The sequence below is a fragment of the Curtobacterium pusillum genome (assembly GCF_007673235.1).
GTDB classification, from domain to species: Bacteria; Actinomycetota; Actinomycetes; order Actinomycetales; family Microbacteriaceae; genus Curtobacterium; species Curtobacterium pusillum_C.
Map to the genome: position 1 here is coordinate 394,365 of NZ_VDZH01000005.1, position 13,212 is coordinate 407,576.

Below are 13,212 nucleotides of genomic sequence, written 5' to 3' on the forward strand. Positions count from 1 at the left end.
TCATTGAGGAATGGTGGACTCCGACATGCTCATCCCACGACCGCGCCGCACCGAGTCCGGTACCGGCGCCTTCGCGATCACCCCGTCGACCCGCATCGCCGCGGACGCAGCGACCGAGTCGGTCCGACTGTACCTGCAGCAGACGCTCCGGGGGTCGACCGGGCTGCCGGTGCGCGACGCCGCGGACGGCACCGGAGCGGCGGCCGACGTCATCGCACTGCGGGTGGCCGAGGACGACACCCTCCCCGCCGGTCCGGCCGGCGACCGATCCGAGTCCTTCCGACTCGTGGTCACCGCCGACGGCGTCGAGATCACCGGCGGCAGCCCGGCCGGCGTCTTCTACGGCGTCCAGGCGCTCCTGCAGTCCCTGCCCGCCGACGTCTACCGGAAGGGCCGTGTCGGCACCGGCCCGTGGACGATCCCCGCGGTCACGGTGGAGGACGCCCCCGCCTTCGCCTGGCGCGGCGTCATGCTCGACGTCGCCCGGCACTTCCGCACCAAGCACGAGGTCATGCGGGTCATCGACCAGCTCGCCGCCCACCGCCTCAACCGCCTGCACTTCCACCTCACCGAGGACCAGGGCTGGCGCATCGAGATCCGGAAGTACCCGCGCCTGACCGAGATCGGTTCGTGGCGGACGGAGTCGCAGGTCGGCGCGCACGTGCCCGGCCCCGACGGTTCGCTGGCGGTGGCGGGCAAGGACGGCCGGCCGCACGGCGGCTACTACACGCAGGACGACATCCGCGAGATCGTGGCCTACGCCGCCGACCGGTTCGTCACCGTCGTGCCCGAGATCGAGACGCCCGGACACGTCCGTGCCGCCCTCGCCGCGTACCCGGAGCTCGGGGTCTCCGGGAAGCCGATCGACGTCTGGACCGAGTGGGGCATCGCGGAGGACGTCCTCAACGCCGAGGACAGCACCGTCGACTTCTTCAAGGACGTCCTCGACGAGGTCATCGCCCTGTTCCCGTCCGAGTACATCGGCGTCGGCGGCGACGAGTGCCCCAAGGTGCAGTGGGAGCACGACCCCCGCACGCAGGAGCGCATCCGCGAACTCGGGCTCGAGGACGAAGAGCAGCTCCAGGCCTGGATCATCGGGCAGCTCGCATCGCACGTCGAGTCGCACGGCCGGCGCGCGTTCGGCTGGGACGAGATCCTCGAGGGCGGCACGCTCGCGCCGTCCGCGACCGTGGTGTCCTGGCGCGGCCTGACCGGTGCCCGGACCGCAGCCAAGCGCGGACACGACGTCATCTCCGCCCCGGACGACCAGGTGTACCTCGACTACCGGCAGAGCGACCTCGAGACCGAGCCGATCCCGGTGTCGATCGTGCTCACCATCGACGACGTCTTCGCGTTCGACCCGGTACCGTCGGACCTCACGGACGCCGAACGTGCCCACGTGATCGGCGGCCAGGGCAACATGTGGACCGAGCACGTCGACACCGCCCGGAAGCTCGACTACCAGCTGTTCCCGCGCGTCGCCGCCCTCGCCGAGGCGCTCTGGTCGGCCGACGTCACGGGTCCCCGCGACGTCACCGAGTTCCGCGGGCGGCTCGCCGAGCACGTGGCACGGCTCGAGGCGATGGGGATCGAGTACCGGCACGAGGCCGGGCCGTTCCCGTGGGAGCAGCGTCCGGGTGTGCCCGGGCGTCCGCACTCGCGCGAGGAGCGTGCGGCCTACATCGACGCGGTGACGGCGAACATCGCGGAGTAGCGGCCGCGCCGCGCCCGCGCCGCGCCCGCGCCTCCGTCGAGGGAGCAGAAATCGTCGCGTCGAGGCGGGCGACCCGACGATTTCTGCTCACTCGACGGGGTGGTCGCGATCACCAACGGACGGGAGGCACGGTGCCAGCTGGCACCGTGCCTCCCGTCCGTCAGGTGGTGACGTCGACTACACGGCGACGGCCACGCGGTCGCCCGCGGTCTCCGACACGACGGCGTCCGCCGCCGGTGCCTTCCGGACCCACTTCTTCAGCCCCACCAGCACGAGCGCCGAGACGACTGTGCCCGCCAGGATCGCCACGATGAACATCGCGACGTCCCCGATGGCGAAGAACACGAAGATCCCGCCGTGCGGCGCCCGCGAGGTCACACCGGCAGCCATCGAGATCGCACCCGTGACCGCGGCACCGACCATCGACGCCGGGATGACACGCAGCGGGTCGGCGGCCGCGAACGGGATCGCTCCCTCCGAGATGAACGAGGCACCGAGCAGCCACGCGGCCTTGCCGTTCTCCCGCTCGGGCTTCGTGAACCCCTTGCGGTACAGGACGGTCGAGGCGAGCGCCAGGGCGAGCGGCGGGACCATGCCGGCGGCCATCACGGCGGCCATGATCTCGAACGGCACGACGTTCGAGGCGGACCCGGCGCCGAGGCCGGCGACGGCGAACGCGTACGCCACCTTGTTGACCGGACCGCCGAGGTCGAACGCCATCATGAGGCCGAGGATGATGCCGAGCAGGATCGCGGACGCGCCGGACAGCGAGTTGAGGAACTCGGTCAGCTGGGTCATCAGCCAGGCGATCGGTCCACCGAGCACGAGCAGCATGAGCCCGGAGGCGATGATCGACGCGAAGAGCGGGATGATCACGACGGGCATCAGGCCACGCAGCCAGCGCCAGGTCGGGATGCGCCCGATCCAGTACGCGGCGGCGCCGGCGATGAGGCCACCGATCAGGCCGCCGAGGAACCCGGCGTTCATGAAGACGGCGACGGATCCGGCGACGAACCCCGGAGCGATGCCGGGTCGGTCGGCCATGGCGTACGCGATGTACCCGGCGAGTGCTGCGACCAGGAAGCCGAGGGAGATCCCACCGATCTGGAACGCAGCGGCACCGAGGTAGTAGGCCAGGCCCTCCGGCGGCAGGTTCAGCAGCGTGTAGTTCGTCAGCGTGTAGACGGCGTTGTTCTGACCCGAGTCACCGTGCGCGAGCGCGATGCCGTAGCCGGAGAGCAGGAAGCCGAGCGCGATGAGCAGACCGCCGCCGGCGACGAACGGGATCATGTAGCTGACGCCCGTGAGCAGCCAGCGCTTGAGCGCCTGCCCGAAGTGCTCGTTCTTCGTGGTCGTCTCGGGTGCGGCGGCACCACCCTGGACCCGTGCGGCGTTCGGGTCGTCGGCCGCGCGGAGCGCCTCCGCGATCATCTTGTCGGGCTCGTCGACACCGCGCTTGACCGGGCCGGAGACGAGGGGCTTGCCGGCGAAGCGGCCGCGGTCGCGGACGTCCACGTCGACCGCGAACACGACGGCGTCGGCGCGGGCGATCAGCGCGGGGTCGAGGGGCTCGACCTGCGAGGAGCCCTGGGTCTCGACGTGCATCTCGGCACCCGCCCGCTGGGCCGCGGCGACGAGGGCGTCGGCGGCCATGTAGGTGTGCGCGATGCCGGTCGGGCAGGCGGTGACGCCGACGATGACCTTGCGGTGCGCGGTCGCGCCCGCTCCGTCGGTCGCGTCCGTCGCACCCGTCGCGGTGGTCGCGGTCGTCGGACTGGAGGCGCTGCTCGCCTTCCCGACGCCGGCTTCGGCAACCTCGCCGCTCACCTCGCGATCGACGAGGTCGACGATCTCCTGCGGGGTCGAGGCGGCGCGGAGGGCGGCGGTGAAGTCGTCGCGGATCAGTGCACGGGCGAGGGTCGAGAGGACCGTGAGGTGGTCCTTGTCCGCACCCTCGGGCACGGCGATCATGAAGACGATGTCGGCGTCGCCGTCCGGCGCGCCGAACGACACCGTGCGGGCGAGGCGGCTCATCGCGAGGGTGGGCTCGGACACCGACGCGGACCGGGCGTGCGGGATCGCGATGCCACCGGGGACGCCGGTGCCGACGCTCGCCTCGCGCTTGATGGCGTCCTCGGCGAGCACGGCACCGTCCGCCGCGCGACCGGTCGCGGCGACGCGGTCGGCGAGGACGCGGATGACGTCGCTCGAGGTGGCGCCGAGGTCCTCGTCGAGACCGACGAGCTGGACGCTGATGAGGCGTGGACTCGTGTTGACGGACATGGGTTGCTCCTTTGCAAAGGCGCCGCGCGGCGCAGGACGTGCAGTGTTCGGGGTGGGGGTCAGGCCAGTTCGGTCGCCGCGTGCTGCTGCAGCGCCCGGACGGTGATGGCCGCGGGGTCGGTGTGGTCGAGGGCGGGCACGTCGCTGCCGGGGAGCGCCGCTGCGGCGGCCCCGGTGGCGACGGCCTGGGCGAGGCACCGCTCGGGCGACTGCCCGGCGACCTCGGCGAGCAGGTACCCGGCGAGCGAGGAGTCCCCCGCGCCGACGGTCGAGCGCGCGACGATCCGGGGTGCTGCTGCGGCGTGGCTCCCGTGCTCCGTCACGAGGACCGCGCCGGCACTGCCGAGGGTCAGGAGGACCGTGCCGACGTTCTTGTCGCGGAGTCGCTGGGCGGCCTCGGCTGCGGCATCGACGTCGCGTTCGAACTCGTCGGGGTCGCCGCCGACGACCTCGGCGAGCTCCTCGGCGTTCGGCTTGACCAGGTCGATCCGCTCGCCGGACTGCAGCAGCGCGGTGAACGGGACACCGGAGGAGTCGACCGCGATCCGGACGTGGTCGCCGTGGCGCTCCCGGACGGCCCGCACCAGGACGGCGAGTGCGTCGTCGGGCAGCCCGGGCGGCAGGGATCCGGCGAACACGACCCAGCGGGCGGCCGGGCCGGTGGCGGTCGCCCCGACGGTGTCCGCAACGAGGGCGGCGAGGTCGTCGAGTCGTCCGGCGAGCGACGGCCCGGGCTCGTTGAGCTTCGTGGTCGTTCCGGTCGGCTCGGTGACGGTCACGTTCGAGCGGAGCGGGGCGCCGATCGGCAGCGCCGCGGTCGGGATGCCCCGGGTCGCGAGGCCGAGCAGGACCGGGTCGAGCTCGTCGCCGGGCAGCACCGCCACGGTGTCGCCGCCGCTCGCGACGACGACACGGGAGACGTTGACGCCCTTGCCGCCGGGCTCGGCCGTGCTCCGGGTCGCGCGCTGGACGGCGCCGCGGTGGAGTTCACCGGCGAGCTCGATGGTGCGGTCGAGGGACGGGTTCGGGGTGACCGTGACGATGCGGGTGCTCGTGCCGGTGCGGGCGGTCGTGTGCTGCTCGTTCATGCGACGACCACCTCGACGTCGGCATCGGTCAGGGCTCCGGCGAGGTCGGCCGGCGGCTGCTGGTCGGTCACGACGGTGTCGATCTCGTCGAGCCGGGCGAACCGCATCAGTGCCTCGACCCCGTGCTTCGCGGCGTCCGCGAGCACGACGGCGCGGCGGGCTGCGAGGACGTACGCACCCTTGACGGCGGCCTCGTACTCGTCCGGGGTGCTCAGACCGAACCCGGCGGACAGGCCGTTCGTGCCGACGAAGGCGATGTCGGGCCGCAGAGCGCCGATCTGGTCGACGGTGGCGGTGCCGACCGCGGCGCTGGTGACCCCGCGGACGCGGCCGCCGAGCAGGTGCAACTCGACGTGCTCGCTGTGCTGCAGGGTCGCGGCGATGGGCACGGAGTTCGTGATGACGGTGAGCGTGGCTCCGGTGGTGGCGGGTTCCCACCGTGCGAGCTCGGCGGCGACGGCCGCGCAGGTGGTGCCGGCGTCGAGGGCGATCGAGCCGGTGAACGTCGGCGGGACCAGGCGCATCGCGGCCCGGGCGATGGCGGACTTCGCGGAGTTGTGCTGCCCCTCGCGCTCGGCGACGGTCAACTCGACGACGCTGGAGCGCCCGACGGGCACCGCTCCCCCGTGCACGCGGCGCAGGACCCCGGCGGACTCGAGCAGGTCGAGGTCACGGCGGACGGTCTCGGTCGTCACGTCGAAGTGCTCGGCCAGATCGGCGACGGAGACCCGGCCGGCGTCCTGCAGCGCCGCTGCGATCGCGTCGTGCCGCTCGGTTGCGTACATGCCCGAACTCCTTCGTTCCCGTGGGTTTCGAGAACTGTACGTCCGAACTCCACATGACCGCAACCGTTTTGCACCGAAACCAACACGAACGCAGGCGGTCAGGCCGCTGTCGTCACCGCGAGATTCCACGCGAGGTCGCACGACGGGCCGCCTGCGTTTCGTCGAGGTCGCACGAACTGTCGCCCGGTCGGCCTCCGAGCGGCACGTCGTGCGACCTCGGTGACCGACGCGCGGCATGTCGTGCGACCCGAGCCACCTCCCGTCGCGCCACGTCCCCTTGCCCGGCACACGGCAACGCCCCGGTCCGCCGGAGCGGATCGGGGCGTCGGACGCCGCGCACGTCAGCCCTTGACAGCCCCCGCGGTCATGCCGCTGACGAGCCGCCGCTGCACGATGAGGAAGAACACCACGACCGGCACCGAGAACAGCACCGACGCCGCCATCAGCCCGCCGAAGTCGGTCCCCTTGTCCGTCGAGAACCCGGCCAGCCACACCGGCAGCGTGTACATCCCCTGGTCCTTCAGCATCACGTACGCGGTCAGGTAGTCGTTCCACGCCGCGATGAACGCGAACACGCTCGTCGCGATGACGCCCGGTATCACGAGCGGGAACAGCACGCTCCACAGGATCCGGACCGTCCCCGCGCCGTCGACCTTCGCGGCCTCCTCGATCTCGACCGGCACCGCGACGAAGAACCCGCGCATCACCCAGATCGAGAAGGGCAGCACGCTCGCGACGTACGCCAGGATCAGCCCGATGTAGCTGTTCAGCAGCCCGAGCGACTGGAACGACAGGAACAGCGGGATGAGCAGCGCGCCGGAGGGGATCATCTGGACGAAGAGGATGCCGACGAGGATCGCCCGCCGACCGCGGAACCGGAACCGCGACAGCGCCGCGGATGCCAGGAACCCGACGACGATCGAGAGCAGGACCGCGGCGACGACCACGATGGCCGAGTTCCGCAGGTACACGAGGAACCCGTCCTGCGTCAGCGCACGCGTGAAGTTCTCGAGCGTCGGGCGCAACGGGAACCAGATCGGGGTGAGCGTCGTGACCTCGTCCGCGGGCTTGAAGGCGGTGTTCACCATCCAGTAGATCGGGAACACCCAGACCAGGCAGAACACCACGGCGATGGTGTTCGCGAGCACGCGCGGCTTCCGCCTGCGGGCGCGCACGGGAGCGACCGGCCGGGAGGCGCGGGTGGCCTCCGCGACGTCCGGTTGCGCTTCCGACGCGGTCACCCCGGTCACTCCGGGAGTCGTGGTCGTCGTCACAGGTCCTCCTCCCCGCTCCGGACGAGCCGGCGGATGTAGTAGCTGGTGAGCGCCCCGAGGATCACCGTCGAGATGACGGCGATCGCGGCGCCCTGCCCGTAGGCGTTCGACACGAAGGACTTCACGAAGGTCCAGATGCCCAGGGTGAGCGTGGTGTCCTCCGGGCCGCCCTTGGTGAGGAGCCAGATCTGGTTGAAGACGTTGAAGTCCCAGATCACGGAGAGGATCGTCACGAGCAGCAGCGTCGGCACCAGCGCGGGCAGGGTGATCGCCCGGTACATCGCCCACGCGGACGCGCCGTCGAGCGACCCGGCCTCGTAGTACTCGGGGGCGATCTGCGACTGCGCGGCGTAGAGCGTCAGTGCGACGAACGGCACCGCCTGCCAGATGACGAGCGACAGCACGATCGTCAGGGCCTGCCCGGGACTCGACGCCCAGTTGTCCTGCGTGTGGTCGCCGAACACGCCGAGCTGCGTGATGAGCCAGTTCAGCACTCCGTAGAAGGGTTGGAACAGCCACTGCCAGACGAGACTCGACGCGACGTTCGGCATCGCCCACGCGAGGACGAGGACGACACTGACGACGGTGCGCATCACGACACCGAGCCGGGTGAGCAGCTGCGACACCGCCATGCCGATGCCGATCGTCCCGAGGACCATCGCGCCCGTGACGAGGATCGTCCGGAGGATGACCGGCCAGAAGCTCGCGTCGGTCAGGACGTTCGTGTAGTTCGTGAAGCCCGCGAACCCCGCCTGGCCGGTGAAGATCGCGCGGAGCCCGTAGTCCTGGAAGGAGATCACCAGGAGTCGGACCAGCGGGTAGACGACGAGCGCCAGCAGGAGCAGCGCGGCGGGCGCCATCAGCACCAGCGGCGCGCGGGACGTCGTGACCGACCGGCGCCGCCGGGTGCCCGGCCCGGTCTGGACCGGACCGGGCACCCGTTCTGCAGTCGACGTCATGGACTACTGCTGCGCGTTGAGCGCGGTCGTGAGGTGCTCCGTGAAGCCCTTCGCGGCCTCCTCCGGCGACTTCCTGCCGGTGGCGACGTCCGCGAACATCGTCTGGAACGTCGAGTCGCCCTCGATCGTCGCCCAGCCCGGGGCCGCCGGCGTCGGACGGCTGGTGGACGCCGCCGCGAAGTACGGCTTGTGGAGCTCGTCCACGTCACCGGCCACCGCGTCGAGCATCTGCGTCGAGTTCGGCTCCCACCCGTCGACCCCGAACACCTGGTCCTGCTGGAACTTCTTCGAGGTGAGGATCTTCATGTAGTACAGCGCCAGGTCCTGGTTCGCCGACTTCGACGGGATGCCGAGGTCCGAGCCGCCGAGGAAGACCGGCTGGGTCTTGCCCTCGGTCTGCGACGGCATCGCGAACGTGCCGATCTGGTCCTTGAGTTCGGGCTTCGCCGTGGTGATCGAGCCGATCTCCCACGCCGAACCGAGGATCGCCGAGGTGTTTCCCTGGGCGAAGACGTCCGACTCGGCCGGCTTGTCCGTGTTGATGTCCTGCGTGGACTTCGCCGAGTAGGTGTTCTGGAAGTCCTTCCAGGCGGTCAGCCCCTTGACGGCGTCGGCCGAGTCGATCGCCCCCTTCCACTTGCCGTCCTTCTCGGTCGCGATCTGCCCACCGGCGTCCCACACCCACTGCAGGCCGCCGTACCAGTACTGCCCGGGCATGTAGAACGCCGAGAAGTCCGCCTGCGGGTTCTTCGCCTTGACCTTGTCGAGGTCGGCGGTGAGCTCGTCGTAGGACTTCGGGACGTCGGTGACACCGGCGTCGGCCCAGGTCTTCTTGTTGTAGATCACCGCGCGGTTCCCGGCGAAGAGCGGGGCGCCGTAGAGCTTGCCGTCGACGGTCGCCGGGCCCTCGAGCCCGGAGAGCCACGTCTGCCCGTCGGCCAGCTCGTCCTTGTACGGCGAGAGGTCCATGAGACCGCCCGTCGCGGCGTACACGGGCACCTGCGTGTTGCCGAGGTCCACCACGTCGGGCGCGTCCTTCTGGGCGAGCGCCGTGGTGAGCTTCGTCGTGATGCCGTCCCACTGCTGGAGCTGCAGCTTCACCTTGGCCCCGGTGGCCTTCGTGAACTGCTTCTCGGCGACGTCGAGGATCTTCGGGCTGAGGTCGCCGTTCATGATCCAGACGGTGATGGTCTTGCCCTTGCCATCGGGTGTGCCGATGGACTTCGTGCCGCCGTCGGAAGCTCCGTTGCTTCCGGCGGAGCACCCGGTGAGGGCGAGCGCGCCTGCGAGGGCGAGCGCACCGAGTGCGGCGAAACGCGTGCGTGTCACGTTGACTCCCTTTGTCCGACCTTTATGAAAGGACGTTGCGTATTGGACAGTGAAGCCCCATCGCGCAGGGTTGTCAACCATCAACGGCGAGCCTGTGGACACTCGTGATCCGCATGTTTCCGGGGGATCACGGATGATCAACGGATCGGTTGCGATCCTTGACATGACTGGTCATGACCAGGCATGATTCCGCCCTCGACAGACGCGTCACGACGCAACCGCCTGGAGGCGCGGTGCCGGTCTCCGAGACCGGCACCGCGCCTCCAGGCGGTCACCTCCACTGCACGACGCGACTCACACGGCGGCCAGCGCCGACGTCGGCGGGATGCGCGCTGCGCGCGCCGCCGGGTACAACCCGGACACGCCACCGATCACCACGGTCGCGCCGAGCCCGCCGGCGACCGCCCAGACCGGGATGGCGATCGGCCACCCCTGCCCGAGCGCGAAGACGATCGTCACGCCGACACCGATCACGACGCCCGCGACCCCGCCGAGGAACGACAGCAGCAGCGACTCGACGAGGAACTGGTCGCGGATGTTCCGCCGCCGGGCGCCGAGGGCACGTCGCACCCCGACCTCCGCCCGTCGTTCGAGCACCGTGATGACCATCGTGTTCGCGACGCCGATGCCGCCGACGAGCAGGGCCACCCCGCCGATGCCGACGAGGAGCCCGGTGAACGAGTCGTCCGTGGCGCTCTTCGCGGCGAGTGCGTCGGACGGGCGGGTGACGCCGACGTCCTGGGGGCTGCCGGGGCTGATCGCGTTCGCGAGCACCGAGCGCGACGCCGCCACCCGGTCGGGGTCGACGCGGGTGTAGACGGCGGTCGGGTGCCCGTCGAAGCCGAGTTCCTCCGCGGTGCTCCTCGGGACGAACACGTTCGTGTCCAGGTCCTCGGCGAGCGCGAGCGGTTCGAGCACGCCGACGACCTCCACCCACCGGCCGCCGAGCCACACCGCGGATCCGGGCCCGGCGTGGTCGATCCCGAGCGCCGTCGCGGCGGCCGCGCCGAGGACGACCTGCGCCGGGGCGTCCGGCGCAGGGTCGACCCATCGCCCCGAGGCCAGCGTCCCGCCGAGCACGTCCGGGACGTCGCCCCAGACGCCCATCACCCCGATGCCCTTCGACGCTGCGGCGGGCACGCGGTCGTTCCGGTAGACCCGCCCCTCCGGGACGAGACCGACACCCGCCGCGTCCTCGACGACGTCCTGGCGCCGCGCGGAGTCGACGGCCGACTCCGGGAGCGGGGGCACCTGGGTGAGCCCCTGCGCCTGCGTCGTGGTGAGCACGTTCGTCCCGAGGGCGTCGAGCACCCGGTCGAGCGCGGCCTTGCTCGAGGAGGATATGCCGACGACGGCGATCATCGCGGCGATGCCGATGGCGATGCCCAGGGCCGAGAGCACGACCCGGGTGGGTCTGGTGCGCAGCCCGAACACCCCGAGCCGGAACAGGTCGCCGGCGCCGAGCGTCCGGCCGCTCACTGCTCGCTCCCGGAGTCGGCCTCGATCCGGCCGTCGCGGACCCGCACCCGGCGCGGCAGCGAGGCGGCCAGTTCGAGGTCGTGCGTGATGACCAGCACGGTGGTCCCGCCGTCGTTCAGCTCGCGCAGCAGCCCGAGGATCGCTGCGCCCGAGGCGCTGTCGAGCGCGCCGGTCGGCTCGTCGGCGAGCAGGATCGTCGGTTCCCCGACGATCGCCCGCGCGATCGCGACCCGCTGCTTCTCGCCGCCGGACAGCTGCGGCGGCCGGTGGTCCACCCGGTGCCCGAGTCCGACCCGACCGAGCGCGGCGACGGCCCGCTCGTGCCGCTCGCGCCGGGGCACGCCGCTGTAGAGCAACCCGTCGGCGACGTTCTCGGCGGCGGTCGCCCCGGACTGCAGGTGGAAGTGCTGGAAGACGAAGCCGATGTGCTCACCCCGGAGGGCGGAGAGCTCGTCGTCGGTCATCGACCCCACCTCGTCGCCGGCGATCGTCACCGTGCCCGAGGTCGGACGGTCGAGCGTCCCGACGATGTTGAGCATGGTCGACTTGCCCGAGCCGGACGGCCCGACGATCGCGACGAGTTCGCCGGCCGACACGTCGAGCGACACCCCGCGGAGCGCGCCGACCTCGCCGTAGGTCTTCACGACGTCCCGCAGCGACAACACCACGTCGGTCCGGGACGGCGTCGCGCGGCTCGCCTCCCGGGTCACCGTCGCTGGCGCCACCGCCGTCACGAGGGCACCACCACGCGGTCGCTGGCGTGCACGTCCCCGCTGATGACGACCCGGCCGTCCGCGACGAAGCCGGCGCGGACCGGGACCCGCTTGGTCGTGCCGCCGCTGCGCACCACGTCGACCGCGTAGCCGCCGGAGGCGCCTCGTGCCACGAGCGCCGCGACCGGCACCGACAGCACGCCGCGCTCGGTCGTCCCCGCTGCCTCGATCTGTGCGGACGCCGCCGCGGGGAGCTTCCGGTCGCCCGCGTCGAAGTCGACGGTGACGTCGACCGTCGCCGAGCCGTCCTTGCCCTCCCCCGGTGCCGCGTCCACGACCTTGCCACGCATCGGGTCGCCGGAGCCGTTCACGCGGACCTCGACGCCGGTCCCGACCGCGAGCCGATCGGCATCCCGCTGCGACACCGACGCGGTGACCACGCGCTTCGTGCTCGTGACCGACAGCACGTCCCCACCGGCGGGGCGGCCGAGCGCCCCCCGGACGGCGGCGACCCGCACCGCTCCGTCGACGAAGGCGACGTCGTCCGACGTGAGCACCCCGGTGACCTGGAGCCCCCGGTCCCGCTGCCACTGCCGGACCGCCGCTCGGGTGCGCGGCCCGAACGAGTCGTCGACGGAGACGTCGTAGCCGAGCGCCGCGAGGTTCTCGTTGAGCTGCCGGACGTCCGCACCGCGCACCCCGGTGCGGAGGTCTCTCCAGAGCGGTGTGCTGCCGTACAGCGCACGGACCGGGCGCTCGTCGACGGCGTAGAGCGGCTGGTCTCGTTCGATCACGTCACCCGGCTTCGGCAACCACGTCAGGGTCCCGGCCGCCGCACCCGGCACCGCGGTCGTCGCGCCGTAGCCGAGTGCGCCGGCGAAGATCCGCGAGTCGGTCAGGTCACCCTTCGTCACCTCGGCGGTCCCCGTCTCGGGGCGGGCGCTCGGGGCCCCGGCCGCGACGGCGGAGGTACCGCGTCCGGAGTCGAGGACGGCCCACGTGCCGGTACCGGCCACCGCGACGGCGACGAGGCACACTCCGGTGATGGTCAGACGCTTCGTCCGGAGCCGCATCACTGCACCGGCGCCGTCGACGAGGACGCCTCTTCGGCGCACGTGACCTGGTCGCGATCGAAGGCCGTGGTGTCGCCGCTCGGCGTGTAGGAGGCCTGGGACTTGAGGTCGTCCGGGAAGTCCTCGTACCCGGCCTTGCGCATGCACTCGCCGATCGCGCGTGCCATGTCCTCGCCACCCGGTAGCGCCTGCGCCGGGGCTGCTTCACCGGCTCCGCTGCCCTTCCCGGTGCAGCCGACGAGGGCCTCCCGCCACTGGTCGGCATCGACGCCGTCGGGCGGCGACAGCTTCAACCCGCCGGAGGACGGGTCCTCCATGTCGTAGCCCTTGTCGCGCATGCACTCGGCCAGCGCCGCCGCACCGGCGTTGGCCGGGCCGTCGGACGCGTTGCTCGTGTCGGGAGCCGAACTGCACGCAGCGAGGAGGCCCGGCAGGAGGAGCACGCCGGCGAGGACGGAGACGGTGGTGCGCGTGATCGCGCGGGTCCTGGGTCGGAGATCACTGGTCATGTGACC

Annotated in this window: 11 protein-coding genes; 1 reads left to right on the forward strand and 10 read right to left on the reverse strand. The window is 71.7% G+C overall.

What is annotated here, in order from left to right; all coding sequences use genetic code 11:
* Window positions 1–10 precede the first annotated feature (10 nt).
* On the forward strand, window positions 11–1,714 hold the full coding sequence (locus FS532_RS15725) for a beta-N-acetylhexosaminidase (RefSeq protein ID WP_144756397.1): 1,704 nt from the start codon (window positions 11–13) through the stop codon (window positions 1,712–1,714).
* A gap of 177 nt (window positions 1,715–1,891) precedes the next feature.
* On the opposite strand, the gene FS532_RS15730 is transcribed toward FS532_RS15725, so the two are convergent.
* The 10 genes from FS532_RS15730 to FS532_RS15775 form a co-directional block, all read right to left on the reverse strand.
* A complete protein-coding gene (locus FS532_RS15730; protein WP_144756399.1) occupies window positions 1,892–3,997 on the reverse strand; it encodes a PTS fructose transporter subunit IIABC in 2,106 nt (701 codons plus the stop codon).
* A 59-nt stretch (window positions 3,998–4,056) separates the two neighbouring features.
* Entirely contained in the window at window positions 4,057–5,085 is a 1,029-nt protein-coding gene (locus FS532_RS15735) for a 1-phosphofructokinase family hexose kinase (RefSeq protein ID WP_144756401.1), read from the reverse strand.
* A complete protein-coding gene (locus FS532_RS15740) occupies window positions 5,082–5,870 on the reverse strand; it encodes a DeoR/GlpR family DNA-binding transcription regulator (protein ID WP_144756403.1) in 789 nt (262 codons plus the stop codon). Before FS532_RS15740 ends, FS532_RS15735 begins: the two co-directional genes overlap by 4 nt.
* 341 nt (window positions 5,871–6,211) lie before the next feature.
* On the reverse strand, window positions 6,212–7,144 hold the full coding sequence (locus FS532_RS15745) for a carbohydrate ABC transporter permease (RefSeq protein ID WP_260852768.1): 933 nt from the start codon (window positions 7,142–7,144) through the stop codon (window positions 6,212–6,214).
* Window positions 7,141–8,103 (reverse strand): carbohydrate ABC transporter permease, encoded by a 963-nt coding sequence (locus FS532_RS15750; protein ID WP_144756405.1) that lies wholly within the window; start codon window positions 8,101–8,103, stop codon window positions 7,141–7,143. Before FS532_RS15750 ends, FS532_RS15745 begins: the two co-directional genes overlap by 4 nt.
* A gap of 3 nt (window positions 8,104–8,106) precedes the next feature.
* Entirely contained in the window at window positions 8,107–9,432 is a 1,326-nt protein-coding gene (locus FS532_RS15755; RefSeq protein ID WP_222122003.1) for a sugar ABC transporter substrate-binding protein, read from the reverse strand.
* A 294-nt stretch (window positions 9,433–9,726) separates the two neighbouring features.
* On the reverse strand, window positions 9,727–10,911 hold the full coding sequence (locus FS532_RS15760; protein WP_222122004.1) for an ABC transporter permease: 1,185 nt from the start codon (window positions 10,909–10,911) through the stop codon (window positions 9,727–9,729).
* Window positions 10,908–11,636 carry an ABC transporter ATP-binding protein gene (locus FS532_RS15765; protein ID WP_313957251.1) on the reverse strand — a complete coding sequence of 243 codons (729 nt, stop codon included), beginning with the start codon at window positions 11,634–11,636 and terminating at the stop codon, window positions 10,908–10,910. The genes FS532_RS15760 and FS532_RS15765 overlap by 4 nt, the downstream gene beginning before the upstream one ends.
* 5 nt (window positions 11,637–11,641) lie before the next feature.
* Window positions 11,642–12,739, reverse strand: coding sequence for a peptidoglycan-binding protein (locus tag FS532_RS15770; protein WP_144756408.1), 1,098 nt, complete (start codon window positions 12,737–12,739; stop codon window positions 11,642–11,644).
* Window positions 12,697–13,206: a hypothetical protein gene (locus tag FS532_RS15775; RefSeq protein WP_144756410.1), complete on the reverse strand. Its 510-nt coding sequence runs from the start codon at window positions 13,204–13,206 to the stop codon at window positions 12,697–12,699. The genes FS532_RS15770 and FS532_RS15775 overlap by 43 nt, the downstream gene beginning before the upstream one ends.
* Between the last annotated feature and the right edge of the window lie 6 nt (window positions 13,207–13,212).

Coding starts and splice junctions, on each gene's coding strand:
- FS532_RS15725 (WP_144756397.1), top strand. CDS start 11: ATGGTGGACTCCGACATGCTCATCCCACGACCGCGCCGCACCGAGTCC.
- FS532_RS15730 (WP_144756399.1), bottom strand. CDS start 3,997: ATGTCCGTCAACACGAGTCCACGCCTCATCAGCGTCCAGCTCGTCGGT.
- FS532_RS15735 (WP_144756401.1), bottom strand. CDS start 5,085: ATGAACGAGCAGCACACGACCGCCCGCACCGGCACGAGCACCCGCATC.
- FS532_RS15740 (WP_144756403.1), bottom strand. CDS start 5,870: ATGTACGCAACCGAGCGGCACGACGCGATCGCAGCGGCGCTGCAGGAC.
- FS532_RS15750 (WP_144756405.1), bottom strand. CDS start 8,103: ATGACGTCGACTGCAGAACGGGTGCCCGGTCCGGTCCAGACCGGGCCG.
- FS532_RS15775 (WP_144756410.1), bottom strand. CDS start 13,206: ATGACCAGTGATCTCCGACCCAGGACCCGCGCGATCACGCGCACCACC.